The sequence below is a fragment of the Streptomyces sp. NPDC041205 genome (assembly GCF_055591765.1).
The window spans coordinates 241,310-267,370 of sequence record NZ_JBVIZH010000001.1; the positions used below are offsets into that span (position 1 = coordinate 241,310).

Sequence of the window (26,061 nt, forward strand, 5' to 3'; positions counted from 1 at the left end):
GCCCGCCTCCGGGTGGCCCTTGCGGGCCGCCTCCCCCGCCTTGGCAGCCGAGCGGATGGCCTTTCGTGCCGCGTCCGACGGGCGGGCGGCTTTCTGTACCTCGGGCGGGTCGTCCGGCTTGGCCGCCGGGCGGGCAGCGTCACCCGGTGCGGACGTCGGCGCACGGAAAGCGCCGTCGGCATCGGCCGCCGGGCCGGAGGCGCTGTCCACCCCCGCCGCCGGACCAAAGCCGTCGCCCGCCCCCGGCGCCCGACGCACCGCCTCGCCGACCTCGGCCTCCGCATCCGCCTCCGCCTCCGCCTCCGCCTCCCGGCCGGTGTCACCGTCGTCGGCCCCCGCCCGGTCGGCGTCGTCCGGCGAAGGCGCCGTCGGCGTGGCCCCGGACGTCGGCGCCTCCCCGTGCGGGAGCACCGTCGCCTCCCCGCGCGCGGCCGCCGGAGGGCGCGGCGCGGTCTCCCGGGCCGCGAGGTGCGCGTTGCGGCGGGCGAGTTCGTCCAGTACGCGCGTCTCCTCGGCGCCCCGTACGAGGAGGAGGACGAAGGGGTCGGCGTCCAGGACGCGGGCTGTCTGGTAGGTGAGGGCCGCGGCGTGTTTGCAGGGGTGGCCGCGGTCGGGGCAGGTACAGGCGGGGACGAGGTCGCCGTGGCCGGGGAGGAGGGGGACACCGGTGTGGTCGGCGGTGGTCGCGAGGGCCTGGGGCATGTCGCGGGTGAGGAGGGCCGTGAGGTGGGCGGGGTCGGCGACGGCCGCGTCGAGGAGGCGGTCCCAGTCGGCGGGGGTGAGGGTGCGCATGCGGAGTTCGGCGCGGTAGGGGCGGGGGCGGCTGCCGTGGACGTACGCGGTGATGCGGCCCGGCGCGACGGTGATCGTGTCGACGTGGCCCTCGCGGGCGTACGCGCGGCCTCGGGCCAGGCGGGCCGGGTCGAGGGCCGAGCCCTCCAGGGCGGCGATCCACGCGTTGCCCCACCAGGTCGAGGCGAAGGGGGCGTCGGGATCGGTGCGGGGCGGGAGGGCGGGGAAGACGCGGGAGCGGGCGACGCCGCCCACGCCGGGGAAGATCCGGGAGGAGGCACTGTCGCCCAGGCCGGGGGACGTCCGGGAGGGGGCGCTGTCGCCCTGGGGAAGGGACGTCCGGGAGGGGGCGCCGTCGCCCTGGGGAAGGGACGTCCGAGAAGAGGCGCCGTCGCCCATAGCGAAGCTCATCGCGCCCTCCGCAACGTCACCAGGTCGGACAGCTCCGCGTCGGACAGCTCCGTGAGGGCCGCCTCGCCGCCGTCGCCGAGGACCGCGTCCGCCAGTGCCTGCTTGGCGGCGAGGAGTTCGGCGATACGGTCCTCGACCGTGCCCTCGGTGATGAGGCGGTGGACCTGGACGGGCTGGGTCTGGCCGATGCGGTACGCGCGGTCGGTGGCCTGGTCCTCGACGGCAGGGTTCCACCAGCGGTCGTAGTGCACGACGTGGCTCGCGCGGGTCAGGTTCAGACCGGTGCCGGCCGCCTTGAGGGAGAGGAGGAAGACGGGGACCTCGCCCGCCTGGAAGCGGTCCACCATCGTCTCGCGCGCGGCCACCGGCGTACCGCCGTGCAGGAGTTGGGTGGGTACGCCGCGCGCGGTCAGGTGGGACTCCAGCAGGCGCGCCATCTCCACGTACTGGGTGAAGACGAGCACCGAGGCACCCTCGGAGAGGATCGTGTCGAGGAGTTCGTCGAGGAGTTCGAGCTTGCCGGAGCGGGAGCGGCCCGCGCCGGTGCGGGCGGCGCCGTCCTTCAGGTACTGCGCGGGGTGGTTGCAGATCTGCTTGAGGGCCATGAGCAGCTTCATGACCAGGCCGCGGCGGGCGATGCCGTCGGCGGCCTCGATGCGGGCGAGCGTCTCGCGCACCACCGCCTGGTAGAGCGCGGTCTGTTCGCGGGTGAGGGGCGCCGGGTGGTCGGTCTCCGTCTTCGGGGGCAGTTCGGGGGCGATGCCCGGGTCGGACTTCTTGCGGCGGAGGAGGAAGGGGCGTACGAGGCGGGCCAGGCGCGCCACCGCCTCGTCGCTCTCGGCGGAGCCGCCGGTCTCGGCGAGGCGGGCGTGCCGGGCGCGGAACGCCTTGAGCGGGCCGAGCAGCCCGGGGGTGGTCCAGTCGAGGAGGGCCCACAGCTCGGAGAGGTTGTTCTCGACGGGCGTGCCGGTGAGGGCGACCCGCGCCGCCGCGGGGATCGTGCGCAGCGCCCGGGCCGTGGCCGCGTGCGGGTTCTTCACGTGCTGCGCCTCGTCGGCGACGACCAGGTCCCAGTCGCGGGCGGCGAGTTCGGCGGCGCTGGTGCGCATCGTGCCGTACGTGGTGAGGACGATGGCGCCGTCGGGTACGGCGTCGAGGCTGCGGCCGGTGCCGTGGAAGCGGCGTACGGGGACGTGCGGGGCGAAGCGTTCGATCTCGCGCTGCCAGTTGCCGAGGAGGGAGGTGGGGCAGACGACGAGGGTCGGTTCGGGGCGCGCCCGGTGCAGGTGCAGGGCGATGAGGGTGACGGTCTTGCCGAGGCCCATGTCGTCGGCGAGGCAGCCGCCGAGGCCGAGCGCGGTCATCCGGTCGAGCCAGGCGAGGCCGCGGAGCTGGTAGTCGCGCAGGGTGGCCGCGAGGGCGGGCGGCTGCGGGACGGGGCGTGGTTCACCGGTGAGGCGTTCGCGCAGGTGGGCGAGGGCGCCGGTGGGTACGGCGGGGACGCGTTCGCCGTCCACGTCGGCGCCGCCGGTGAGCGCGACCGTGAGGGCGTCGACGGGGGCGAGCAGGCCCAGGTCGCGCTTGCGGGCCTTGCGGACCAGCTCGGGGTCGACGAGGACCCACTGGTCGCGCAGCCGCACGATGGGTCGGTGCGCCTCGGCCAGGGCGTCCATCTCGGCCTCGGTGAGCGGGGAGCCGCCCTCCGCGCCGTCGGGGCCCGCGGATCCCTCGGCCCCGCCCCCGTCCGGGCCGAGCGCCAACTGCCAGCGGAATTCAAGGAGTTGCTCGGTCTTGAAGAAGTCGAAGTTGTCGGCGGCCGTGCCCGGCGCGGGCCGCACCACGGCGGTCGCGGTCAGCTCGCGCGACAGCTCCCGCGGCCAGTGCACATCGACCCCGGCCGCGCCGAGCCGGGTCGCGGTGGCGCCCAGGAGGTCGTACAGCTCGGCCTCGGTGAGCGGGAGCACGTCGGGGCGCGGCCGGTCGACGAGGCGGCCGAGCGGCGGCCAGACGCGGGCGGCCCGGCGCACGGCGAGCAGCGTCTGGGCCTTGGCGCGCGGCCCGAAGTGCTCGGCGCCCTCCCAGAGCCGCGCGGCGTCGACGACGAGGGTGGGGTCGGCGAGGCTGTGCACCTGAAGCACGGCGGCAGCGGCTCCGGCGGCTCCGGCGCCCCCACCGGCCCCGGCGCCCTCGGCCGCGCCGACTCCTTCGCCCACCCCGGCCCCCTCCTCCTCCCCGTCGAACAAGTCCCGCGCCCGCAGATCCACCCGCAGCGACACCCGCACCCCCGCGTCCTGCCCTGCCGCCACCTCCGCCGCCCACTCGCGTGCCCCCGGCAGCGACTGGGGGGCGCGGGCGGCGAAGGGCGCGCCGACGGCGTACGCGGCGGCCGGGGTGCGCGGCAGGACGTCGATGACCGCGTCGACGAACGCCCTGACCAGCACGTACGGCTCGGGCAGCAGAAGCGGCGCGCGGGCGCCGGGCAGGGGCACGGCGTGCGCTTCCGGGGGCATGGCGGCGGCGATGGCCCGCAGGTGCGCGATGTCCTCGGCGCCGAGGGGTCCGGCCCGCCACGCGTCGACGTCGGCGTCGGTCAGGCCGGGCAGGAGCTTGCCTCGGGCGGCCAGGTGGAGGGCGTGCCGGGCGGCGGCCGCCCAGCAGGCGGCGGGGTGCGCGGCGGCGAAGGGGCGGGCGCGGGAGGCCCCGCCAACAGAGGCGCGGGCGCGGTCCGCCCCACCCGGCACGGACCCAGAGGCCGCCCCACCCGGCACGGACCCAGAGGCCGCCCCACCCGGCACGGACCCAGAGGCCGCCCCACCCCCGACCCCGAGGGCACGGCCACCCCCGAACAACACCTCGACCCCCACCCCCACCGGCGCGAACAGCGCAGGCACAACCCGCCTCCGCACCCCCGCACCATGGCGGCGCACGACGGTCACCTCACCCCGCCCCCACGCCCCCGAACCCGCCGCACCGATCACATCGGGCAGTTCCCCGCCGTCCGGCCGCCACCACGCGAGCACGCCCTCCCGGGGCACCTCCGCGGGCAGGAAGACGACAGCACAACCACGTACGAGCTCGGCGAGCGCGGCACCGTCGACAGCGGGTCCGGCGACGACGCGGCGGGTGCCGTCAGAGGCAGCCCCGGCACCCTCCGCCGTCATCGCCACCACCTCGCACGCCCCTCACTCATCGCTCACACACCCTGCCCGCACACGCGCCCCTCGGCTCCCACCGCCACCCTAAAGCGGCCCCGCACCCCGCCCCGCCCCCGAGCCCGCCCCCGAGCCCGCCCGCGCGCCCTCGGCGAGCCCCCGCACCCTCGGTAGGAAAGTTTCCTAACAATTATGGTCCACGATATTGACGCGCTCATGTCGCCTCGCCACCATTCCTGAAACGGAATCTCCCGCACCCCACGCGACACCCCCCACGCGATCAGGAGACGGACATGCCGAGCACCCCCCGTGTCATCGAGGTAACCCCCAACTCCCGCACGAAGAAGGCCCGTTGGGCCATCCCAGCCGCCACGGCCACCGCGCTCGCCGTGGTCGGCGGAGTACTCCTGTGGTCGCCGGCCGACGAGGCCGACGCCGCGGCGCCGCGGGCGGCCTTCTCGGCCGTGGCCGTCGGCGACATCGCCGAGCAGTGCACCAAGAGCGACAGCGACTGCGCGCACCCGAAGACGGCCGCGCTCGTCAAGCAGCTCAACCCGCGGTTCGTGATGACCATGGGCGACAACCAGTACGACGACGCGCGCCTGAAGGACTTCCAGAAGTACTACGCGACCACCTGGGGCGCCTTCAAGGACAAGACCAAGCCCGTGCCGGGCAACCACGAGACGTACGACCCGGCGGGCCCGCTCAAGGGCTACAAGTCCTACTTCGGCTCGGTCGCCTACCCGAACGGCAAGAGCTACTACAGCTTCGACCAGGACAACTGGCACTTCATCGCGCTCGACTCCAACAGCTTCGACAGCAGCGCGCAGATCGAGTGGCTGAAGAAGGACCTGGCCGCGAACTCCAAGAAGTGCGTGGCCGCGTACTTCCACCACCCGCTGTTCTCCTCCGGCGAGCACGGCAACAACCCGGTCGGCAAGCCGGTCTGGAAGCTGCTCGACGACGCGAAGGCGGAGCTGGTCCTCGGCGGCCACGACCACCACTACGAGCGGTTCGCGCCGCAGAAGTCGAACGGTTCCGCCGACTCGAACGGCATCGTCGAGATCCTCGCCGGTACGGGCGGAGCGAACCCGTACAAGATCGAGGAGGTCCAGCCCAACAGCCAGAAGCGGATCACCAACACCTATGGCGTCGTGAAACTCGACTTCACCGACACGGGCTTCTCCTGGAAGCTGATCGGCACGGACGGGTCGACGAAGGACACCAGCCCGTCGTACAGCTGCCGCTGATCCGGCCCGGGTGTCGCGCAGATGTATCTGGCCACCACGGACGCGGTCGCCACGGCCAAGGACAAGAAGAACGGCAAGGCCGAGCACACCGGCAAGGGCGACAGCGGCGGGCGCAAGGGCAAGGGGCGCGGGCGCGTCACCGGCCCCGTCCTCGCGCTCGGCGCCGTCAGCCTCGTCACCGACATCTCCTCGGAGATGGTCGCGGCGGTGCTCCCGCTGTACTTCGTCCTCGGCCTCGGCCTGTCGCCGCTGGCGTTCGGTTTCCTCGACGGTCTCTACAACGGCGCCACGGCGTTCGTACGGCTCCTCGGCGGGTACGCGGCCGACCGCGGCGGGCGGCACAAGCTCGTCGCGGGCTCCGGGTATCTGCTGTCCGCGCTGTCCCGGCTCGGGCTGCTGCTGGCGGGCGGTGCCACGGCCGGGATCGGGGCGGCGATCGCGGCGGACCGCCTCGGCAAGGGCGTGCGGACGGCGCCGCGGGACGCGCTGATCTCGTTGAGCAGCCCGCCGGACGGGCTCGGCCGGGCGTTCGGCGTGCACCGGGCGATGGACACGACGGGTGCGCTGCTCGGCCCGCTCGCGGCGTTCGCGCTGCTGTGGGTGACGGCGGACGCGTACGACGCGGTGTTCGTCGTCAGCTTCTGCTTCGGGCTGTTCGGGGTGCTGCTCCTGGTCGCTTTCGTGCCGGGCCGGGACGCACTGCCCACGGCGCCCGCGACGGCACCGGCGGCCCGCCCGCGCAAGGCGCTCACGCTGCTGCGCGTCCCCGCCTTCCGCCGCGTCTGCGCCGCCGCCGCGCTGCTCGGCGCGGCGACCGTCGGCGACGCCTTCCTCTATCTGCTGCTCCAGCGGCGCCTGGACTTCGCGGAGAGCTGGTTCCCGCTGCTTCCGCTCGGTACGGCGGCGGTGTATCTGCTGCTCGCCGTGCCGGTGGGGCGGCTCGCCGACCGCGTCGGCCGTCGCGGCCCGTTCCTCGCGGGCCACGGCGCGCTCCTCGTCGCGTACGTCCTGCTGCTCCTGCCCACCGGCGGCCGGACGCTGCTCGTCGGGGTGCTGCTCGCGCTCGGCGTGTTCTACGCGGCGACCGACGGCGTCCTGATGGCCCTGGCCACGCCGTGCCTGCCGCAGGGGCGGCGGGCGAGCGGCATGGCGGTGCTCCAGACGGGCCAGGCGCTCAGCCGGCTGCTCGCGGCGGCGGGTTTCGGCGCGGCCTGGACCCTGTGGGGCATCGGCGCGGCCCTGACGTGCGCGGCGCTCGCGCTGACGGTGGCGCTCGCGGGCGGGGCGGCGCTGCTGCGGTCGACGGAGGCCCCGCCGGACCCCGCGCCGAGCCCTCCGGACCCCGCACCGACCTCTGCGGAGCCCCACGCGCCGCCGGAGAAACCCCACGCACCCCCGGAAGGCACCCCATGACCCTCACCCCGCCCGAGGCGTCCACCCGTCTGCGCGTCGTCTCCGTCGTGGCGGCCGCCGCCCTCCTTGCCGCCGTGGCCGTCACGTACACCGTCCGCGCCGTCCACCGGGCCGAACCGATCGCCTCCAGCTCGGAGTTCGCCCTCGACCCCGGCCATCTCTACTTCCGCTCGACGCAGGAGGGAGCGGGCCGTGTCGCCCGCCTCCCCGCGTCCGGCACCGGCCCCCGCACCCCGGGCGGCCCTTCCTGCGAACGCTTCTACGCCGCCGGGGGCACCGCCCTGTGCCTGCTGCGCCGCCCCGGCATCCCGCCGAAGTCGTACGCCGTGGTCCTCGACGAGCGGCTGCGCGAGAAGCGGCGCGTGGCGCTCACCGGCATCCCGAACCGGGCGCGGGTCTCGGCGTCCGGCCGGATGCTGTCGTGGACGATGTTCACCACCGGCGACTCGTACGCGGGCGGCGACTCGTCCTTCTCCACCCGCACCTCGATCCTGGACACCCGCACCGGCTACCTGGTCAAGAACATGGAGGAGATCCCCCTCACCCTCGACGGCCGCCGCTACCACTCCCCCGACGTCAACTACTGGGGCGTCACCTTCGCCCGCGACGACAACCGCTTCTACGCCACCGTCTCGACGAAGGGCAAGACGTACCTGGTGCGGGGCGACATGCGGAAGTGGGCGGCCCGCGCCCTGCGCGAGAACGCCGAGTGCCCGTCCCTCTCCCCCGACAACACCCGCCTCGCCTTCAAGAAGCGGGTGCGCGGCGGCACGAAGAACCCCTGGCGCCTGTACGTCCTCGACCTGCGCACCATGCGCGAGCACCCCCTCTCCGAAAGCCGCAGCGTCGACGACCAGGCGGCCTGGCTGGACAACGACACGCTGGCGTACGCCCTGCCGGGCCGCGAGGGCCGCAAGCAGGACATCTGGACGGCGCGGGCGGACGGCACGGGCACCCCCGAGCTTCAGGTGCCGGGCGCCAGTTCACCGGCGCAGGTGCGCTGAGCCCGCCACGGGCGACGACCTCCGGGTGGGCGCCCCCGAAATCCGGATGCGCCCGCCCCGCCCGACACCGCACGATGCCCCCATGACCACCGACTCCACCCCCACCGCCCCCGACACCCCCGTCCTTCGCGCCATCGTCCCCAGCCTCTTCCCGCCCCCCGGATACGCCCACGCGGCCGTCGTGGAAGCCGGTACGCGTCTCGCGTTCATGGCCGGTTCCGTCCCTCTGGACGCCGACGGAAACCTCGTCGGCAAGGACGACCCGGTCCTCCAGGCACAGCAGGTCATCGCCAATCTCGACGAGGCCCTGCGCGCCATCGGCAGCGAGCTGTCGCAGGTGGTGGCGAGCACGGTGTACGTCGTCGGGGACGAGCCCGGAGTGCTGTCGCGGGTGTGGGACGTGGTCCGCGCTTCCGAGCTCCTCACCGAACGCCCGCACACCTCGACGCTGCTCGGCGTGACCGTCCTCGGCTACCCCGGCCAGTTGGTGGAGATCACCGCCACGGCCGTCGTGCCCGCCGGGGCGGACGCGTGAGCCCCTCGGCCGCCACCGTCACGCTGCGCCCCGCCACCGAGGCGGACGCCCGCGCGGTGGCCGACGTGTACCTGCGCTCGTACGACGCCGCCCTGCCGACCGTGCGCCGCGCCCACTCCGACGACGAGGTCCGGGACTTCTTCCGGTACGTGGTGGTGGGGCGGGGCGACACGTGGGTGGCGGAGGCGGCGGGAGAGGTCGTGGGCATGATGGTCCTGGAGGGCCCCGAACCCGACCGGGCCTTGGCACCGAGGGACCTGAGCCAGCTGTACCTGGCGCCCGAGTGGCGCGGCCGGGGCATCGGCGACCGCTTCGTCGCCCTGGCCAAGGAACAGGCCCCCACCGGCCTTTCCCTCCACACCTTCCAGGTCAACGAGCCCGCGCACCGCTTCTACGAACGCCACGGCTTCACGGCGGACCGCTGGACGGACGGCGCGGACAACGAGGAACGCGAGCCGGACGTCCGCTACGTCTGGCGCCCCTGAACAGCGGGAACCTCACGCACACCGGGAACACCCGGAGGCGCCAGACTCACCAGGTGCGCGCCGCGCGCCCGGACGGCGAGCCCGAGGGCGTACTCCGGCCACCACGTCCCGGCGGCGGGCCCGCCCCGGCACGTGCCGTCCGACTCGCCCGGCCGCTTGATCCACAGGAAGGCGTCGATGGCGGGGTCGCCGGTGCGGGTGGTGGGCGGGATGCCGAGGGCGCGTCCGGGCGGGTTGCACCAGGCCTTGTCGTCGCCCGTGTAGGGCCCGTTGCCGTTGCGGCTGGTGTCGATGACGAAGTGCTTGCCGCCACCGAGGGCGCGGGCGAGGCGGTGGCCGTACGCGGCGCTCTCCTCGGTGGTGCGGTAGTTGGAGACGTTGAGCGCGAAGCCGTCGGCCTGGTCGACGCCGGCCTGGCGCAGCGGTGCGACGAGACGGCTCTCCTGGGGGATCCAGCTCGCGTTGCCCGCGTCGAGATAGACCTTGGCGCCGGGCTGCTGCTTGAGCCGGGCGACGGCGTGGGCGAGCAGCGCGTACCGCTCGGTGGCGTCGGCGCCCTCGCATCCGGCGACTTCCTGGGCGACGGCGTCCGGTTCGACGATGACGTACGCGGCGTGCGTGCCGATGCCGTCGGCGAAGGCGTCGATCCACGCGCGGTAGTGCGCGGCGTCGCGCGCGCCCCCCGCCGAGTAGTCCCCGCAGTCGCGGTGCGGTACGAAGTAGGCGACGAGCACGGCGGTACGCCCGGCAGCGGCGGCCTTCTCGACGTGTCCCCGCACCGCGTCCCGGGTCCCGCCCGCGGCGCCCGCCCCCGCCACCGTGTCCTCGTAGAGCCACTCGGCCTGGGCCCGCCCGGCGATGCGCCCCATGAACCAGGCGTCGGCGAGCCGTCCCTGCTTCCGCCACTCGATCACCTGCCGAGCGGCCGAGGTGTCCGGATTCACCCAGAACTCCACGGCCCCGGGCACCCCTCCGGCGTCGGCTTCCGCCCCCGCACCACCGGGGACGGCGAGCCCCACAAGAGCGGCGACACAGACAAGCCCCCGCGACAGAATCCCGCGCACCACAGGCCGCTCCACTCACCAGGCACCGGCGATCCCCGGCGCGTTGCGCAGAACGTGCCCACCCGGACGCCCGAACTTCCCCACGCCCCGGGAAGATCACCCCGACGGCGGCGGCGCACACCGGGGCTCCCCCCTCCAACCGCCCCGCGGGCCCCTATCCCCCGGCCCGAAACCCATCGGTGGCCCGCACCAGCGCCGCAGCGATCCCCGCCGCCCCCGCGTCATGCCCCACATCCCCCACGACGACCAACTCCCCGTCCCCCCAGCCCCGCTGCAGGCGCCACGGCACCCCCAGCAGGTTCCCGAAGTCGAGGCTCCCCTGCACCACCACCCCCGGGATCCCCCGCAGCGCCCCCGCGTCCCGCAGCACCACCCCGTCCTCCCCCAACCAGTGCCCGTTGGCGAAGTAGTGGGTGACGGTCCGGGCGAACCCGGCCCGGAACACCGGGTCCTCGTACCGGGCGACGGACCGGGGCGCGGCCATGGCGAAGGCGGTCTCCCAGTCGGTCCAGGCCCGCGCTGCCCGCGCCCGCACGTCGGCGTCCCCGGAGGACAGCAACCGCAGATAGGCCTCGGCGAGATCCCCGTCCCGCGCCTCCTCGGGCACCCCGTCACGGAAGGCGGCCCACGCCTCGGGGAACACCCGCCCGAGCCCCCGGGTGAGCAGGTCGACCTCGGCCTGGCTCCCGGTGGCGAGCCCGGTGAGGACCAGCTCGGACACCCGGTCCGGGTAGGTCTGGGCGTAGCGGAGGCCCAGCACCGACCCCCAGGAGACGCCCCAGACCAGCCACCGCTCGACGCGCAGGTGCCGCCGCAGCAGTTCGAGGTCGGCGAGCAGATGCTTGGTGGTGTTGACGGACATGTCGGTGGCGGGGTCACTGGCGTGCGGTGTGGAGCGGCCGCTGCCGCGCTGGTCGAGCAGCACGATCCGGTAGGCGTCGGGGTCGAAGTAGCGCCGGAATCCGGGGGTGCAGCCGGACCCGGGCCCGCCGTGCAGCAGCACGGCGGGCTTGCCGAGCGGGTTGCCGCAGACCTCCCAGTACACGCGGTTGCCGTCGCCGACGTCGAGCATGCCGTGGTCGTACGGCTCGATCTCCGGGTAAAGACTCATCCCGGCACGGTAACCGCCCTCAGGTGAGCGCCGCGCCCACGGCCACGAAGGCGCAGATGAGCACGGACAGGATGGCGAGCAGCGGCCATACGAACCGCAGGTACTTGTCGTAGCCGACCTTGGCGAGCGCGACCCCGCCGATGGTGACGGCGGTCGTCGGCACCCACAGGTTCATCCAGCCGCTGGCCGCGGCCCACGCGGTGACGACGACGGACCGGGGGACCCCGGCGAAGTCGGCGAGAGGCGCGAGGATCGGCATGGCGAGGGTGGCGTGCCCCGAGGTGGAGGGGATGAGGAAGGCCAGCGGCAGGTTGACGAGGAACACGATGATGGCGAAGAGCCCCGACGAGGTGCCCTTCACGACCCCCTCGATCGAGTGCAGCACGGTATCCGTGATGCGCGAGTTGTTCATGATGACGGTGACCCCGCGCGCCAGCACGATGACCAGCGCGGGCGAGATGAAGTCCGCCGCCCCCTGGATGACCGTCGAGCTGAGCTTCTGCTCGCCCATCCGCGCGACCAGGCCCACGAGGACCGCCGCACACAGGAACAGGGCGGCCAACTGCGGGAAGGACCAGCCGAGTTCGAAGCCGTACGGCTCGGCGTCCGCGTCGCCCGTCAGCGCGCTGGACCACGGCACCACCGAGAAGATCATGAACGCGAAGACCAGGGCGACCACGACCAGGATGGCCTTGTGCAGCCCGGTCAGCTCGGGCACCTCCCCCGACCGCTCGGCGGCGGCGCCGTCCCGGTCACCCGGCAGGAACCCGCTCAGGGACCGCTCGGGGTCCTTCTGTACGCGGCGGGCGTAGCGGATGACGTACGCGACCGTGACGCCCGTGAGCACCAGCCACATCGCGAACCGCAGGACGATGCCGTCGCCGAGCGAGATGTCCGCCGCCGACGAGGCGACGCCGGTGGCGAAGGGGTTGACGGTCGAGCAGAGGACGCCGACGCCCGCGCCCAGGATGATCGCGCCGACGGCGGTCATGCGGTCGTAGCCGAGGGCGAGCATCAGCGGCACGATCAGGCCGTAGAAGCCCAGCGTCTCCTCGGCGAAGCCCTCCACGGTGCCGAGGACGGAGAAGACCACCATGACGCCCGCGATGAGCATCGCGCCGCGTTCGCGCAGCCGGTGGGCGAGCCGTCCGATGCCCCGGTCGAGGGCGCCGGTGGCGAACACGACGGTGATGAACGCGCCGATGGCGAGGACGAAGAGGAAGACGCCCGCGCTGCCGTACAGCTCGCCGACCAGGTCGGGGCCGACCTGCCCTGACTCGGTGTCCTGCACGCCGTAGAGGCCGTTGACGGGGGCGAGGAAGAGGTCGTTGAGGCGGTCGACGAAGGACTGGTCGTCGGGGACGCGGTGGTAACTGCCCTGGACGGGCGCGCCCTTGTCGTTGCGGTCGTAGGCGCCCGGCGGCACGAGGAACGCGAGCAGCCACACGGCGACGGTGACGATCGCCAGCACGGTCAGGGCGCTGGGGAAGGTGAACCTGCTCTTGGGCGCGGGCTCCTCGGTGCCCGGCTCGGTCGTGGTGGTGCTCACGCGTCGCTCCCGTCCCCGCCGCGAGCGGCGTACGAGGCGGCGTACTCCCGTACGAACGCGCCCATCGCGACCACCGTGTCGCGCAGCTCCGAGAGCAGCACGCGCTCGTTGGGCGCGTGCAGGTTGCACATGCTGTCCTGCGCGCCGAACAGCAGGACCTCGGCGCCGGGTGCCGCCTGCGCGAGCCCGTTGACGAGCGGGATGGACCCGCCGGTCGCCACGTACGCGGCCTCCTTGCCCCAGGCCTCCTTGAGGGCGGTGAGCGCGGCGCGGTAGGCGGGCCCGCCGGTCTCGGCCTCGTAGCCGGGGCCGGTGTCGCCGGGGGTGACGGTCAGCGGGACGCCGAAGGGGCGCAGCGAGCGCAGGTGCTCGACGAGCCGCGCCCGTGCCTCCACCGGGTCCTGCCGGGGATGGAACCGCAGGTTCAGTTTGGCGCGGGCGTACGGCACGACCGCCGACGCCGCGTGCTCGACGCTCGGCGCGTCCAGGCCGATCACGGTGATCGCGGGCCCGCTCCACAGCCGCTCGCCGAGCCCGCCGCTGCCGATGAGCGGCATCCCCTCGCGCACCCCGGCGAGCGCCCGGAACTCCTCCTCGGTGTACGAGGTGCCGGCCCACTCCTCCCGCCGCAGCCCCTCCACGGCGACGTCCCCGTGCACGTCGTGCAGCGTGGCGAGCGCCTTGAGCAGCACGAGGAGCGCGTCGGGGGCGGCGCCGCCGAACTCGCCGCTGTGCCGGGGCTCGTCCAGGGTGCGCGCCTCGACGACGACCTCGGCGGCGCCGCGCAGCCCGGTGGTGAGGGTGGGGGTGCCGGGGCGGAGGTTGCCGAGGTCGGCGATGACCATGGCGTCGCAGGCGAAGCGGTCGGGGTCGGTGGGCGGATAGCCGTCGAAGGCGCTGCCGTACTCCTCCTGCCCCTCGATGACGATCTTGACGCCGACGGGCGGCCGCCCGCCGTAGGCCCGCAGCATCCCGATGTGGGCGATGACGTTGGACTTGTCGTCGGCGATGCCGCGCGCCCGCAGCCCGTCGCCGTCCCCGTCGATCGGCGTCGGCTCGAAGGGCGGCGACCGCCACAGCTTCTCGTCGCCGGGCGGCTGGACGTCGTAGTGGCCGTAGAGCAGCACGGTCGGGGCGCCGGGATCCGGTGGCGGGATCTCGCCGTAGACCACCGGCGCGGTGTCCGGCAGGTCGAGGCGCTCGACGTGCGGCACACCGGCGTCGCGCAGCAGCTCCGCGACCAGGTCGTGCGCTTCCTGGACGGGGCCGGCCGGGAACCCGGGGAAGGCGATGGAGGGGATCTCGGCGAGCCGGACGAGGTCGGTGCGCAGGCCGTCCATCAGTCCGTCGACCGTGGTGGCGAGCTCTTCGGGCGTCATGGGAGCACCTCTGCGATCTGAGGGCGGACGTATGAGTGATTTGCCATGAATGGCCCGAATTATCGAGTGCGGCGACTCGCGGATTCCGGACGGCTCGCCGGGCAGCCGGGCTCCCCGCACCGATGCCGCACTAAGGTCGACGCATGGCTTCGGAGACTTCACCGGGCACGGGCGGCGGCACCGTGCGCGTCGACAGCTGGATCTGGTCCGTACGACTGGTCAAGACCCGCTCGGCGGGCGGCGCGGCCTGCAAGGGCGGCCACGTCCGCGTCAACGGCGAACGCGTGAAGCCCGCGTACGGCGTGAAGGAGGGCGACGAGGTCCGGCTGCGCCAGGCGGGCGGCCGCGAGCGCGTCGTGATCGTCAAGCGCCTCATCCGCAAGCGGGTCGGCGCGCCCGTGGCCGTCGAGTGCTACGTGGACAACAGCCCGCCCCCGCCCCCGCGCGAGGCCGTGGCCCCCGCGGGCATCCGCGACCGCGGCACGGGCCGCCCCACCAAACGCGACCGCCGCGACATGGACCGCCTACGCGCCCTCAACTCCCGCACGGGCCCGACACTTTCGCCCACGCCGAACCGACCGGACACGCACCGCACGCCAGATGAGGACGGCCGGGGCTAGCCCGCTCGAAGCTTGAGGGCGAGCCAGGGTTTCAGCCCACCCGACCCCCGAGGACGAGCCAGGGATCTCAGCCCACCCGACACCCGAGGACGAGCCAGGGATTTCAGCCCGTCCGGCGCTTGAGGACGAGGCGCGAAGCGCCGATTCGGCGGAGGGCCGTCCCACCCGCACGGGACGTGGACGTCCACCAAGAGCGGGGGCCCGGGGGCGCAGCGCCCCGGTTACGGGAAGGGGCGGGATTGGGGACGCCCCAGCGGAAACCACCCATGCCCCTCATACCAATGCCCCCCACCCCGCAAGTGATCCCCCACGGCCCGCTCCACCCGGGTCCGCCGAGGCAACCCCGCCACATCAAGCCCCCGGTCCCCGAAGACGAACCCCACCGGCAACCCGTCATCCGGCTCCTGCCCCGCATACGTCTCAGCGAGCCGAAACCGCTCCTGGAACCGCACGATGTTGGCCGCCCCCGGCAGATACCGCTTCAACTGCGGATCGAGCAGCCACGAGTGACAGACGACCACGTCGTACCGCTCCCCGGGAAAGTGCCGGGGAAAGAACTCCCTGGCCAGCTCCACGGACCGCTGACACGCGGCGTCGGACATCGGCCCGAGGAAGTCGGGGATGTGCACGCTCAGACACAGATCCCCGGCGTCGGCCCCGCGCCCCGCCGCGGCGACGTCGGCCGCCATCCGCTCCCCGAGCACCGCCCGCTGGAACTGCAGCCGCCCCAACTGGTAGAGCTCACCGCGGAAGTGCAGCGCGTGCCAGCCGGGCACGGGCACGCCCCGCGTGCCGTGACGCCTGCGGTGGACGGCCATGTGCCGCCCCAGATCGGCGAGGGTGCGCCGGGACACGTCGTCGGGGATGCCGTGGCGCCGATGGTAGTCACGCACGTGGGGCAGCGCGGCGACGAAGACGAAGACGTAGAAGCAGCTGCCCAGCTCACCGAGGCCCGCGGGCAGGACGGGCAGCCGCACGTCGGACCCGGGCTCGCCGAGGTCCCGCAGCAGCGCGCCGACGCACAGGTCGAGGAGCCGTCGTGCGCCCGGGTCGCCGAGGATCCGGGCCCGCAGGCCGAGCAGTGCGTTGATGTCCTCGTGGGGCACGGCGAGGTCGAAGAGGATGTCGGGCAGCTCGTCGGCGTCCGGCAGGACGGCGTCGGCGACCGGCGCGCCCCCGTCCTCAAGGCCCTCCAGCCATGCGGCGAGCGCCTCGTCGCGCTCGGCCGCGGCCCGCAGTGCGTCCAGCACGGCTCCACCTGCCCCTCGGTCGGCCCTTCCGTTCACCCCGTACCGGGTGGACCCTGGAAGGAGGAGATGACGTTTCCATGCGCACAGGCAGTGAACCGCTGACCGCGCGCAGTCCGCTGCGTATGCGCTTCTGGTTCAGCGTATGGGGGCTGGTGTGGGCGGCCGCGGGGACGGTCGCGTTCGCGCTCGCCGGGCGCACCGCGTGGGCGGTGGCGTGCGGGGTGCTGTGGCTGGTGGTGGTCGTCGACATGACGCTGGTCGTACGGCACATCCGCCAGGGCCCGCACTTCCAGCCGGGCCGGGACGTACCGCCGTACGACCCACCTGGAACCTGACCCCTCTACGCGCGCGACCCGACCGCCCGGCAGCCCCACGACTCGGCGGGCCTGGCACCCCGGGCAGCCCCCACGACCAGGCGACCTCGCACCCAGGGCAGCCCCCGACGCCCCACCGGACAGGCCCTAGCCGCCGCCCGCTCCCCCGGCCCCGCCCGCGTCCTCGTCGAACCGCGCGGCCGCCAGATACTCCGGCTGCGGGTCGAGCGCGGCGGCGAGCCGGAAGTGGCGGCGGGCCTGGTCGGGCCGGGCGGCGCGCTCGTAGGTGCGGGCGAGGGCGAAGTGCGCGAACGCGTTGTCCGGCTCGCGCTCGAGGACGATGCTGAACTCCAGCTCGGCGGCGCGCAGTTGCGCGGAGGCGAAGAAGGCGCGGGCGCGCAGGAGCCGCGCGGCGGTGTTCTCCGGATGGGCGGCGATGACGGAGTCGAGCAGCTTCACCGCACCCCGCGGGTCCCGGGCGGCGAGCAGTTGCTCGGCCGCGCGGAAATCGATGACATGGCTCTCCGGGCTGCTTTCGGGCACGCCGGACTCCTTCCCTCACTCCTCTGCGTCAACACACCACCCGATCCGGCATATTCCGAGGCCGGACGGGGCACGTACGCGCGGGCGCGTCCCGGGGGTCAGCCCGCCATCCCCAGCGCGAGCCCCACGATCACCAGGATCGCGCCCGCCGCCACGAACGCCCAGTCCAGGCCGCGCCGTTCCCGGCCGAGGAGCACGACCTCGCGCGGGTCGTCCGCGTCGTAGGCGATGCGCACGCGCTCCCCGGCGCGCAGGGGCCGCCGCCGGTTCGCGGGCACCGGTGAGACGACTTCAAGGACCCGCCCGTCGGCGGTCTCGAACTGCAGGGTCGGCCGGTCGGCTCCTTGCAGCACCGCCTTGACCAGGGCCTCCGCGATCTCTCCGGCCTCGGTGAGGCGCCGGGTGCGCTGCAGGCCGTACGCGCCCGCGAGCAGCGCGACGAGCCCGCCCAAGGTGGTGAACGCCGCCAGTACGACCACAAAGCCCGCCCTTCTCGCCGCTCTCCAGGCCCGCGCGCGCTACGCCGCCCCGGCCCGCTGCCGCAGGTCCCGCCACACCTCGTCGACGCGCGGCACGAGCCGCTCCAGGGGCCCGTCGTTGTCGATGACGAGGTCGGCGATCTCCAGGCGCTTCTCACGGGCCGCCTGGGCGGCCATCCGCGCGCGGGCGTCGTCCTCGGTCATGCCGCGCAGCCGCACCAGGCGGTCGAGTTGGGTCTCGGGGCGGGCGTCGACGACGACCACGACGTCGTACAGCGGCCCGAGGCCGTTCTCGGCGAGCAACGGCACGTCGTGCACGACCACCGCGTCGTCGGCGGCGGCGCGTTCCAACTCGGCGGAGCGGGCGCCCACCAGGGGGTGCACGATCGCGTTGAGCGCGGCCAGCTTCTCCGGGTCGGCGAAGACGATCGCGCCGAGCTTCGGGCGGTCGAGGGAGCCGTCGGCGGCGAGGATCTCAGGGCCGAAGGTCCGGACGACCGCGGCCAGGCCCTCGGTGCCGGGCGCCACCACCTCGCGGGCGATGCGGTCGGCATCGACGAGGACGGCGCCCCGCTCGACGAGCAGCCGTGACACTTCACTCTTGCCGGCACCGATCCCGCCGGTCAGCCCCACTTTCAGCATGACCGGCAGCTTATGCGCCCGCCTTCCCCGTGTCTGCCGGAACCCCGGCACTCCCCCGTCCCCCGCTCCCCACCGGCCCCCCGGCCGTCGGCCTGCCGCCGCCGACCGTCAGCCGTCGCCCTCGCGCTCCGCGAGGAAGCGCTCGAACTCGCGGCCGATCTCGTCCGCGGACGGGATGTCCACGGGCTCGGCGAGCATGTTGCCGCGCGCGTCGGCGCCCGCCGCCGCGTCGTACTGGTGCTCAAGTCCCTGCACGAGCGCGACCAGTTCCTCGTCGCCCTCCTGGACCTGCCGGTCGATCTCGGTCTGGGTGCGGTGCGCCTCGGTGCGCAGCGCGTGCGCGACGCCGGGAAGGACCAGGCCGGTGGCGGCGGTGATGGCCTCCAGGACGGTCAGGGCGGCGTCGGGGTAGGTCGAGCGGGCGATGTAGTGCGGGACGTGCGCGGCGACGCCGAGCACGTCGTGGCCCGCTTCCGCGAGGCGGTACTCGACCAGCGCCTCCGCGCTGCCCGGCACCTGCGCCTCGTCGAAGGGGCTGGCGTGCCCCGGCACCAGGTCCGCGCGGTTGCCGTGCGGGGTGAGGCCCACGGGGCGCGTGTGCGGTACGCCCATGGGGATGCCGTGGAAGTTCACCGAGAGCCGCACGCCGAGCCGTTCGACGATCTCCCTGACGGCCGCGGCGAAGCGCTCCCACTCTATGTCCGGCTCGGGGCCGGACAGCAGCAGGAAGGGCGCGCCGGTGGCGTCCTGGAGGAGACGGACGTCGAGCGTCGGCACCTCGTAGTCGCTCCAGCGGTCGCGCCGGAACGTGAGCAGCGGGCGCCGGGCACGGTAGTCCACGAGCCGGTCGTGGTCGAAACGCGCGACGACCTGCCCGGGAAGGCTGTCCACGAGCCGCTCGACGACCTGGTCGCCGGTCTCGCCCGCGTCGATGTATCCGTCGAAGTGGTAGAGCATGACCAGGCCGGCCGACTCCTGGGCGAGCGCCATGTCGACAACAGCGAGGCCCTTCGGCTCCCACGCGTACAAACCCTGCGGATCTAGCACTGTGACCGCTCCTCCTCGTGTTCATTGAGCAGAACGCGCCTCGCGGGGCGGGCATTCCCCTGACCGCGCATTCACAGCGACGGCTGATCCGCTCGCTACCGGGGCGTCGGCACGGTTCGCATCCTTGACGCGAACATGCCCCACCCTTAACGTCGCAAAGCAGCGAAGCGTTCAGATTCGCGTCCACGGTTCATGTACGAGAACTCACCTTCGCTCGTCAGAGCAGCACCCCACGGGAAGGCAACCCCACGATGCGCACCCGCTTCCTCATCGCCGCCCTCGTCGCCACCACCGCCGCGGGTGGCCTCACTGCGGTCGCGTACGCGACTCCGGCGCCCTCGGCCCCCCGCCCGGCCGCCACCATCGAGGTCTCCACGGCCGCCCAGCTGAAGTCGGCGCTCGGCTCCGCGGGCCCGGGCGACACGATCCACCTCGCCGACGGCACGTACTCGGGGAACTTCAAGACCTCGACCGCCGCGAGCTCCGGCTCCCGGATCACGCTCACCGGCTCGTCGAAGGCCGTCCTCACCGCGGGCGGCGGCTACGGGCTGCACCTGAACGGCGCCTCGTACTGGACCGTCAAGGGCATCACCGTCACCGGCGGCCAGAAGGGCATCATGATCGACTCCGCGAAGGGGGTCACGGTGGACGGCGTGACGGTCCACGGCCTGGACATGGAGGGCGTCCACTTCCGCAAGTCGAGCACCGACGGCGTGATCAAGAATTCGAAGATCTACGACACGGGCAATGACGACCGCGGCATGGGCGAGGGCGTGTACGTCGGCAGCGCGGGCAGCCTCTCCGACAAGAGCGACAACGTACAGATCCTGAACAACGTCATAGGCCCGGACGTGGGCGGCGAGGCGATCGACCTCAAGGAAGGCACGAGGAACGGCAAGGTCTCCGGCAACACCTTCGACGGCAGGGGCCTGACCGGCAACAACTACGACGACTCATGGATCGACGTGAAGGGCAACGACTACGTCATCGAGGGCAACACCGGCAAGAACACCACGAACAACGGCTTCGAGACCCACACCCAGCAGTCGGGCTGGGGCTGCGGCACGGTCTTCCGCGGCAACAAGTCCGACCTGACGGGCGCGTCCGGCGACAAGCAACTGGCGATCAACGTGACGAACAACAGCGCAAGCTGCAGGACAACGGTCCACGCGAGCAACACGGTCAAGGGCGGCAAGGGCCTGACGAACGTCCCGGTCACTCCGTAAGGCCCCCACAAGCCGCACAGGACACCCGGACCCCGTAAGGGGCGCGGGACACCCGGACCCCGTAAGGGGCGCGGGACACCCGGGCCCGTAAGGGGCGCGGGGAACTGCGCGCCCAGCCCCCACGCACCCGCAGGAACAATGCACCCCCGGGCGCGAAGCGCACAAAAACACTGTGGGCCCGCACCAAACGGTGCGGGCCCACAGTGTTCAGCTACCGCCTAGGAGAGCGGCGCGCGGTCAGCTCTGACCGCCGGCCAGCTTCTCGCGCAGAGCGGCAAGCGCCTCGTCCGAGGCAAGCGCACCGGAGTTGTCCGGGCCCTCGGAGGAGTACGAGCCACCACCGGAGGCGGCGGGAGCCGCACCGGCCGGAGCCTCGTTGCCACCCTCGGCCGCCGCCTGGGCGTCGGCCTCGCGGGACTTGATGACCTGAGCCTGGTGCTGCTCGAAGCGCTGCTGCGCCTCGGCGTACTGGGTCTCCCAGGCCTCGCGCTGGGTCTCGTAGCCCTCGAGCCAGTCGTTGGTCTCGGGGTCGAAGCCCTCGGGGTAGATGTAGTTGCCCTGGTCGTCGTAGGACGCGGCCATGCCGTACAGGGTCGGGTCGAACTCGACGGCCGACGGGTCGGCGCCGAAGGACTCGTTGGCCTGCTTCAGCGACAGCGAGATCCGGCGACGCTCGAGGTCGATGTCGATGACCTTGACGAAGATCTCGTCGTTGACCTGGACGACCTGCTCCGGGATCTCCACGTGGCGCTCGGCCAGCTCGGAGATGTGGACCAGGCCCTCGATGCCCTCGTCGACGCGCACGAACGCACCGAACGGAACGAGCTTGGTGACCTTACCGGGAACGACCTGCCCGATCTGGTGCGTGCGGGCGAACTGCTGCCACGGGTCTTCCTGCGTCGCCTTGAGCGACAGGGAGACACGCTCGCGGTCCATGTCCACGTCGAGAACCTCGACGGTGACTTCCTGGCCGACCTCGACAACCTCGGAGGGGTGGTCGATGTGCTTCCAGGAAAGCTCGGAGACGTGGACGAGACCGTCGACGCCGCCGAGGTCCACGAACGCACCGAAGTTGACGATCGAGGAAACGACGCCGGAGCGGACCTGGCCCTTCTGCAGGGTCGTGAGGAAGGTCTGGCGGACCTCGCTCTGGGTCTGCTCGAGCCAGGCACGGCGGGACAGGACCACGTTGTTGCGGTTCTTGTCCAGCTCGATGATCTTGGCCTCGAGCTCCTTGCCCACGTAGGGCTGAAGGTCGCGGACACGGCGCATCTCGACCAGGGAGGCCGGGAGGAAGCCGCGGAGGCCGATGTCGAGGATGAGACCACCCTTGACGACCTCGATGACGGTACCGGTGACGATCCCGTCCTCTTCCTTGATCTTCTCGATGGTGCCCCAGGCACGCTCGTACTGGGCGCGCTTCTTCGAGAGGATCAGGCGGCCTTCCTTGTCCTCCTTCTGGAGAACAAGGGCCTCGATCTCGTCACCGACGGCGACGACCTCGTTCGGGTCGACGTCGTGCTTGATGGAGAGCTCGCGGCTCGGGATGACGCCTTCGGTCTTGTAACCGATGTCGAGCAGGACCTCGTCCCGGTCGACCTTCACGATGACGCCGTCGACGATGTCGCCGTCGTTGAAGTACTTGATCGTCTCGTCGATCGCGGCGAGGAAGGCTTCCTCGTTACCGATGTCGTTGACCGCTACCTGCGGAGTGGTGGCGGTGGTCTCGGTGCTGCTCGTCATGTGGGAAAGGGCTCCGGTACGGACATTGAAGTCGTAGGTACTGCTTACGCCGGAGCCCGTTTCGCTCTGCAGAAGCCGGACAGCCTAGGAGGCGCGACTCCCTGGATTCCCGAAGGAAACGGAAAGCGCCTCGACAACCGAGGGGACATACAACAGACGCGAGCGCAACCTGCTATGTCTGAGGAACGCAGGCCCGCAGCGCAACTTGTAGCATACGGGGGCTGTCGTACAGGGTCAATGCGCGAAGGCGCACACCCGGGGCGGATCGCCGCATACCCGGCACAAAACGTGTTGCATGAGGCCACACCGGCCGCATCGCGCCCTGCCGCGACGCACCCGCCGACGCCGGACGCCACCGTAACGGCGACGTCAGACGGCACAGTAACGACGATGGAGCGGATCATCCAAGAGCCCGACGCACCCGAGGCACCGGAACCTGAGGCCACCCGGCGCGACGCAGATGTCACGGAGAGCAGCCGCGCCAATCGCGGCTGGTGGGACCGGAACGCGGACGACTACCAGATCGAGCACGGCACGTTCCTCGGGGACGACCGTTTCGTGTGGGGCCCGGAAGGGCTCGACGAGGTGGAGGCGGAGCTGCTCGGCCCGCCCGAGGAGCTGAAGGGCAAGGACGTCCTGGAGATCGGCGCGGGCGCGGCCCAGTGTTCGCGCTGGCTCGCCGCGCAGGGCGCCCGGCCGGTGGCCCTCGACCTCTCCCACCGCCAGCTCCAGCACGCGCTGCGCATCCAGGAGGGCTTCGGGGCCCGGGTGCCGCTGGTGGAGGCCGACGCGGGCGCGCTGCCGTTCGCGGACGGCTCCTTCGACCTCGCCTGCTCCGCGTACGGGGCGCTGCCGTTCGTCGCCGACCCGGTGCGGGTGCTGCGGGACGTGCACCGGGTGCTGCGTCCCGGCGGCCGGTTCGTCTTCTCCGTCACGCACCCGATCCGCTGGGCGTTCCCGGACGAGCCGGGGCCCGAGGGTCTCTCGGTGGCGGCCTCCTACTTCGACCGCACTCCGTACGTCGAGCAGGACGAGCAGGGCCGCGCGGTGTACGTGGAGCACCACCGGACGGTCGGGGACCGGGTGCGGGACGTGGTCGCGGGCGGATTCCGCCTGGTGGACCTGGTGGAGCCGGAGTGGCCGGAATGGAACACCCAGGAGTGGGGCGGCTGGTCCCCGCTGCGCGGGAACCTCATTCCCGGGACGGCGATCTTCGTGTGCGAGCGGGGCTGAGGCCGTCCTTCTTGTGCGGGCGGGGCTGAGGCCGCGCTTCGTGTGCACGCGGGGCTGAGGCCGTCCCCGGGTCTCGGTCCCCGTCTCGGTTCCGGCCTCGGTTCCGGCTCCGCGCGGTGGCGTACGAGACTGGGGGCGTGATCCGTGACGACGCCCTGAGACTGCCCGTGCGCGACGCGCTGCCCGCCCTGCGGGAGGCCCTGGAGGGGCCGGGGTGCGCCGTGCTGTGCGCGCCGCCCGGCACGGGCAAGACGACGCTCGTGCCGCTGGCGCTCGCGGGTCTGGTGCCCGGGCTCAGTGCCGAGGGTGGTGCGGTACGCCGTGTCGTGGTCGCCGAGCCGCGGCGCATCGCCGCCCGGGCCGCCGCACGGCGGATGGCGTGGCTGCTCGGCGAGAAGGTCGGCCGCAGCGTCGGCTACACGGTGCGCGGCGAGCGCGTGGTGGGGCCGCACACGCGCGTGGAGGTCGTCACCACCGGGGTGCTGCTGCAGCGCCTCCAGCGGGACCAGGAACTCGCGGGCGGCGGCGGGGGCCGCGCGGTTGACGCAGTGGTGATCGACGAGTGCCACGAGCGGCATCTGGACGCGGACACGGTCGCGGCCTTCCTGGTCGACGTGCGCGAGACGCTGCGGCCCGAGCTGCGGCTCGTGGCCGCGTCGGCGACGACGGACGCCGAGGGGTGGGCGCGGGTCCTCGGCGGTGCCCCCGTGGTGGAGGCGGCGGGGACCGCGCACCCCGTGGACGTGGTGTGGGCGCCGCCCGCGCGGCCCGTACGGCCGCCGCACGGCATGCGCGTGGATCCGGCGCTGCTCACGCACACGGCGTCGGTGGTGCGGCGGGCGCTGCGGGAGCGGGACGGGGACGTGCTGTGCTTCCTGCCCGGGGTCGGCGAGATCGGCCGGGTGGCCGGGCAGCTGGGGGATCTGGGCGGCGTCGAGGTGCTTCAGGTGCACGGGCGCGCTCCGGCCGCCGTGCAGGACGCGGTCCTCGCGGGCGGTGAGCGGCGCCGCGTCGTCCTCGCCACGTCCGTGGCCGAGTCGTCCCTGACGGTGCCGGGGGTGCGGATCGTGGTCGACTCCGGGCTCGCCAGGGAGCCCCGGGTCGACCATGCGCGCGGGCTCAGCTCCCTCACCACCGTGCGGGCCTCGCGGGCGGCCGGGCGGCAGCGGGCGGGGCGGGCCGGGCGGGAGGCGCCCGGGGCGGTGTACCGGTGCTGGGCGGAGGCCGAGGACGGGCGGCTGCCACGCTTCCCCTCCCCCGAGATCAAGGTGGCCGACCTGACGGCGTTCGCGCTCCAGGCCGCGGTCTGGGGAGACCCCGGCGCGGCCGGGCTCGCGCTGCTCGACGCGCCGCCCGCCGGGGCGATGGCCGCCGCGCGGGACGTGCTCGTGGCGATCGGCGCGGTGGACGAGGCGACGGGGCGCGTCACCGAGCGGGGCGTACGGCTGTCCCGGACCGGGGTGCATCCGCGGCTCGCCCGGGCCCTCCTGGACGCGGCGCCCCGGGTCGGCGCCCGGCGGGCCGCGGAAGCCGTCGCCCTGCTCAGCGAGGAGCCTCCCCGGGAGTACGGGGACGACCTGGCGGCGGGGCTGCGGGCCGCCCGGCGGGGCGCCGACGCCTATGCCGCGCGCTGGCGGGGCGAGGTGGGGCGCCTCGCCTCGGCCGTCGGTGCGGGGTCGGCCCGTGCCACGTCCGGGACCGGGGGCGGCGCCGGTGTCACCTCCGCGTCGGCGCCCGCGCCTTCGGCGCGGGACATCTCCCACCCGCCCGCCCATGACCCGGAACCGGGGGAACCCAGCGCCGACGCTCCCCGGAGCGAGGTCCCCGACGACCTCGTCGTCGGTCTCGTCGCCGCCCTCGCCTTCCCCGAGCGCGTTGCCCGGCGTGCCGACGACGGGACGTTCCTGATGGTCGGGGGGACCCGGGCCGAGGTGGGGAGCGGGTCGGGGCTCGCGGGGGCAGGTTGGATCGCCGTGGCTGTGGCCGATCGGGCCGCGGGGGCGGGGCATGCTCGGGTGCGGCTCGGAGCCGTCGTCGATGAGGGCGTCGCGCGGGCGGCCGCCGCGTCGACGCACGCCGAGCGTGACGAGGTCGCGTGGGTCGACGGGGATCTTGTGGCGCGGCGCGTGGAGCGGCTCGGTGCGGTGGAGCTCGTGGTGCGGCCGCTCCGGGAACCGGACCCCGGCCTCGTACGGGAGGCGCTGCTGGAGGGGCTGCGGCGCGAGGGGCTCGGCCTGCTGCGGTGGAGCCGGGACGCCGTGGCGCTGCGCAACCGGCTGCGGTTTCTGCGGCGGCACCTCGGGGAGCCCTGGCCGGACGTGTCGGACGCGGCGCTCGTCGAGGGTGCCGACGACTGGCTCGAACCCGAGCTGGGCCGGGCCCGGCGCCGCGCCGACCTGGGCCGGATCGACGCCGGGCAGGCCCTCACGCGGCTGCTGCCGTGGGCCACGGGCGAGGCGGTCCGCCTGGACGGGCTCGCGCCGGAGCGGGTGGAGGTGCCGAGCGGGTCACGGGTGCGGGTCGACTACACCGACCCCGAACAGCCCGTTCTCGCCGTCAAGTTGCAGGAGATGTTCGGGCTCGACGACACCCCGCGGGTGGCGGGCGTACCGCTCCTCGTCCATCTCCTCACGCCCGCGGGACGCCCGGCCGCCGTCACCGCCGACCTCGCCTCCTTCTGGCGCGACGGCTACCGCGCGGTCCGCGCCGAACTGCGCGGGCGCTACCCCAAGCACCCGTGGCCGGAGGACCCGGCCGGGGCGGCGCCGACCCGGCACACCAAGGCCCGGCAGGAGCGCGCCCAGCGGGGGTGAGCCCCG

General features: G+C 73.6%; 21 protein-coding genes and 1 pseudogene. 10 read left to right on the plus strand and 12 right to left on the minus strand.

What is annotated here, in order from left to right; all coding sequences use genetic code 11:
- Positions 1-570 precede the first annotated feature (570 nt).
- Positions 571-1,203, minus strand: a pseudogene (locus tag ACZ6BG_RS01130) (SWIM zinc finger family protein); the annotation flags it as partial.
- Positions 1,200-4,364 carry a DEAD/DEAH box helicase gene (locus tag ACZ6BG_RS01135; protein WP_468995041.1) on the minus strand — a complete coding sequence of 1,055 codons (3,165 nt, stop codon included), beginning with the start codon at positions 4,362-4,364 and terminating at the stop codon, positions 1,200-1,202. The gene ACZ6BG_RS01135 and the pseudogene ACZ6BG_RS01130, both read right to left, overlap by 4 nt.
- Positions 4,365-4,648: 284 nt before the next feature.
- On the opposite strand from ACZ6BG_RS01135, the gene ACZ6BG_RS01140 reads away from it, so the two are divergent.
- The 5 genes from ACZ6BG_RS01140 to ACZ6BG_RS01160 all read left to right on the plus strand — a co-directional run bounded on the left by ACZ6BG_RS01140 (position 4,649) and on the right by ACZ6BG_RS01160 (position 9,042).
- The gene (locus ACZ6BG_RS01140; RefSeq protein WP_468995042.1) at positions 4,649-5,605 is read left to right on the plus strand and encodes a metallophosphoesterase family protein; all 957 of its coding nucleotides are present in this window, start codon (positions 4,649-4,651) and stop codon (positions 5,603-5,605) included.
- A gap of 21 nt (positions 5,606-5,626) precedes the next feature.
- On the plus strand, positions 5,627-7,018 hold the full coding sequence (locus ACZ6BG_RS01145) for an MFS transporter (RefSeq protein WP_468995044.1): 1,392 nt from the start codon (positions 5,627-5,629) through the stop codon (positions 7,016-7,018).
- The gene (locus ACZ6BG_RS01150; RefSeq protein WP_468995047.1) at positions 7,015-8,022 is read left to right on the plus strand and encodes a TolB family protein; all 1,008 of its coding nucleotides are present in this window, start codon (positions 7,015-7,017) and stop codon (positions 8,020-8,022) included. The genes ACZ6BG_RS01145 and ACZ6BG_RS01150 overlap by 4 nt, the downstream gene beginning before the upstream one ends.
- A gap of 82 nt (positions 8,023-8,104) precedes the next feature.
- A complete protein-coding gene (locus ACZ6BG_RS01155; RefSeq protein ID WP_468995050.1) occupies positions 8,105-8,557 on the plus strand; it encodes a RidA family protein in 453 nt (150 codons plus the stop codon).
- The gene (locus tag ACZ6BG_RS01160) at positions 8,554-9,042 is read left to right on the plus strand and encodes a GNAT family N-acetyltransferase (protein ID WP_468995053.1); all 489 of its coding nucleotides are present in this window, start codon (positions 8,554-8,556) and stop codon (positions 9,040-9,042) included. The genes ACZ6BG_RS01155 and ACZ6BG_RS01160 overlap by 4 nt, the downstream gene beginning before the upstream one ends.
- Here ACZ6BG_RS01160 and ACZ6BG_RS01165 read toward each other — a convergent pair.
- From ACZ6BG_RS01165 to ACZ6BG_RS01180, 4 genes are all read right to left on the minus strand, one after another.
- The gene (locus ACZ6BG_RS01165) at positions 9,024-10,097 is read right to left on the minus strand and encodes a glycoside hydrolase family 6 protein (protein WP_468997818.1); all 1,074 of its coding nucleotides are present in this window, start codon (positions 10,095-10,097) and stop codon (positions 9,024-9,026) included. The two genes, ACZ6BG_RS01160 and ACZ6BG_RS01165, sit on opposite strands and share 19 nt — an antisense overlap.
- A 163-nt stretch (positions 10,098-10,260) precedes the next feature.
- Positions 10,261-11,217, minus strand: coding sequence for a prolyl aminopeptidase (pip, locus tag ACZ6BG_RS01170; protein ID WP_468995056.1), 957 nt, complete (start codon positions 11,215-11,217; stop codon positions 10,261-10,263).
- Positions 11,218-11,236: 19 nt separating this feature from the next.
- Positions 11,237-12,766 carry a YfcC family protein gene (locus tag ACZ6BG_RS01175; protein WP_468995059.1) on the minus strand — a complete coding sequence of 510 codons (1,530 nt, stop codon included), beginning with the start codon at positions 12,764-12,766 and terminating at the stop codon, positions 11,237-11,239.
- Complete coding sequence (locus tag ACZ6BG_RS01180; RefSeq protein WP_468995064.1) at positions 12,763-14,145, minus strand: M20/M25/M40 family metallo-hydrolase; 1,383 nt, start codon at positions 14,143-14,145, stop codon at positions 12,763-12,765. The genes ACZ6BG_RS01175 and ACZ6BG_RS01180 overlap by 4 nt, the downstream gene beginning before the upstream one ends.
- Positions 14,146-14,288: 143 nt before the next feature.
- Between ACZ6BG_RS01180 and ACZ6BG_RS01185 the strand changes: the two genes are divergently transcribed.
- Positions 14,289-14,765 carry an RNA-binding S4 domain-containing protein gene (locus tag ACZ6BG_RS01185; RefSeq protein ID WP_468995069.1) on the plus strand — a complete coding sequence of 159 codons (477 nt, stop codon included), beginning with the start codon at positions 14,289-14,291 and terminating at the stop codon, positions 14,763-14,765.
- A gap of 221 nt (positions 14,766-14,986) precedes the next feature.
- Here the strand turns inward: ACZ6BG_RS01185 and ACZ6BG_RS01190 are convergent, their stop codons facing one another.
- On the minus strand, positions 14,987-16,015 hold the full coding sequence (locus ACZ6BG_RS01190) for an acyltransferase domain-containing protein (protein WP_468995074.1): 1,029 nt from the start codon (positions 16,013-16,015) through the stop codon (positions 14,987-14,989).
- Between the two features lie 77 nt (positions 16,016-16,092).
- Between ACZ6BG_RS01190 and ACZ6BG_RS01195 the strand changes: the two genes are divergently transcribed.
- A complete protein-coding gene (locus ACZ6BG_RS01195) occupies positions 16,093-16,350 on the plus strand; it encodes a DUF6343 family protein (protein WP_468995078.1) in 258 nt (85 codons plus the stop codon).
- Between the two features lie 126 nt (positions 16,351-16,476).
- Here the strand turns inward: ACZ6BG_RS01195 and ACZ6BG_RS01200 are convergent, their stop codons facing one another.
- The 4 genes from ACZ6BG_RS01200 to ACZ6BG_RS01215 all read right to left on the minus strand — a co-directional run bounded on the left by ACZ6BG_RS01200 (position 16,477) and on the right by ACZ6BG_RS01215 (position 19,040).
- Positions 16,477-16,872 carry a tetratricopeptide repeat protein gene (locus ACZ6BG_RS01200; RefSeq protein ID WP_468448844.1) on the minus strand — a complete coding sequence of 132 codons (396 nt, stop codon included), beginning with the start codon at positions 16,870-16,872 and terminating at the stop codon, positions 16,477-16,479.
- Between the two features lie 98 nt (positions 16,873-16,970).
- Complete coding sequence (locus ACZ6BG_RS01205; protein WP_468995084.1) at positions 16,971-17,351, minus strand: DUF3592 domain-containing protein; 381 nt, start codon at positions 17,349-17,351, stop codon at positions 16,971-16,973.
- A 39-nt stretch (positions 17,352-17,390) separates the two neighbouring features.
- Positions 17,391-17,993, minus strand: a complete 603-nt coding sequence (gene coaE, locus ACZ6BG_RS01210) for a dephospho-CoA kinase (protein WP_468995089.1) — start codon at positions 17,991-17,993, stop codon at positions 17,391-17,393.
- A 108-nt stretch (positions 17,994-18,101) separates the two neighbouring features.
- Positions 18,102-19,040 (minus strand): PAC2 family protein, encoded by a 939-nt coding sequence (locus ACZ6BG_RS01215; RefSeq protein WP_468995092.1) that lies wholly within the window; start codon positions 19,038-19,040, stop codon positions 18,102-18,104.
- 251 nt (positions 19,041-19,291) lie between these two features.
- Between ACZ6BG_RS01215 and ACZ6BG_RS01220 the strand changes: the two genes are divergently transcribed.
- Positions 19,292-20,266, plus strand: a complete 975-nt coding sequence (locus ACZ6BG_RS01220; RefSeq protein ID WP_468995095.1) for a right-handed parallel beta-helix repeat-containing protein — start codon at positions 19,292-19,294, stop codon at positions 20,264-20,266.
- Positions 20,267-20,503: 237 nt separating this feature from the next.
- Here ACZ6BG_RS01220 and rpsA read toward each other — a convergent pair whose 3' ends face one another.
- A complete protein-coding gene (gene rpsA / locus ACZ6BG_RS01225) occupies positions 20,504-22,009 on the minus strand; it encodes a 30S ribosomal protein S1 (RefSeq protein ID WP_030362924.1) in 1,506 nt (501 codons plus the stop codon).
- A gap of 390 nt (positions 22,010-22,399) precedes the next feature.
- On the opposite strand from rpsA, the gene ACZ6BG_RS01230 reads away from it, so the two are divergent.
- On the plus strand, positions 22,400-23,242 hold the full coding sequence (locus tag ACZ6BG_RS01230; RefSeq protein WP_468995103.1) for a class I SAM-dependent methyltransferase: 843 nt from the start codon (positions 22,400-22,402) through the stop codon (positions 23,240-23,242).
- 137 nt (positions 23,243-23,379) lie between these two features.
- Positions 23,380-26,055, plus strand: coding sequence for an ATP-dependent RNA helicase (locus ACZ6BG_RS01235; RefSeq protein WP_468995106.1), 2,676 nt, complete (start codon positions 23,380-23,382; stop codon positions 26,053-26,055).
- The last annotated feature ends 6 nt before the right edge of the window (positions 26,056-26,061 follow it).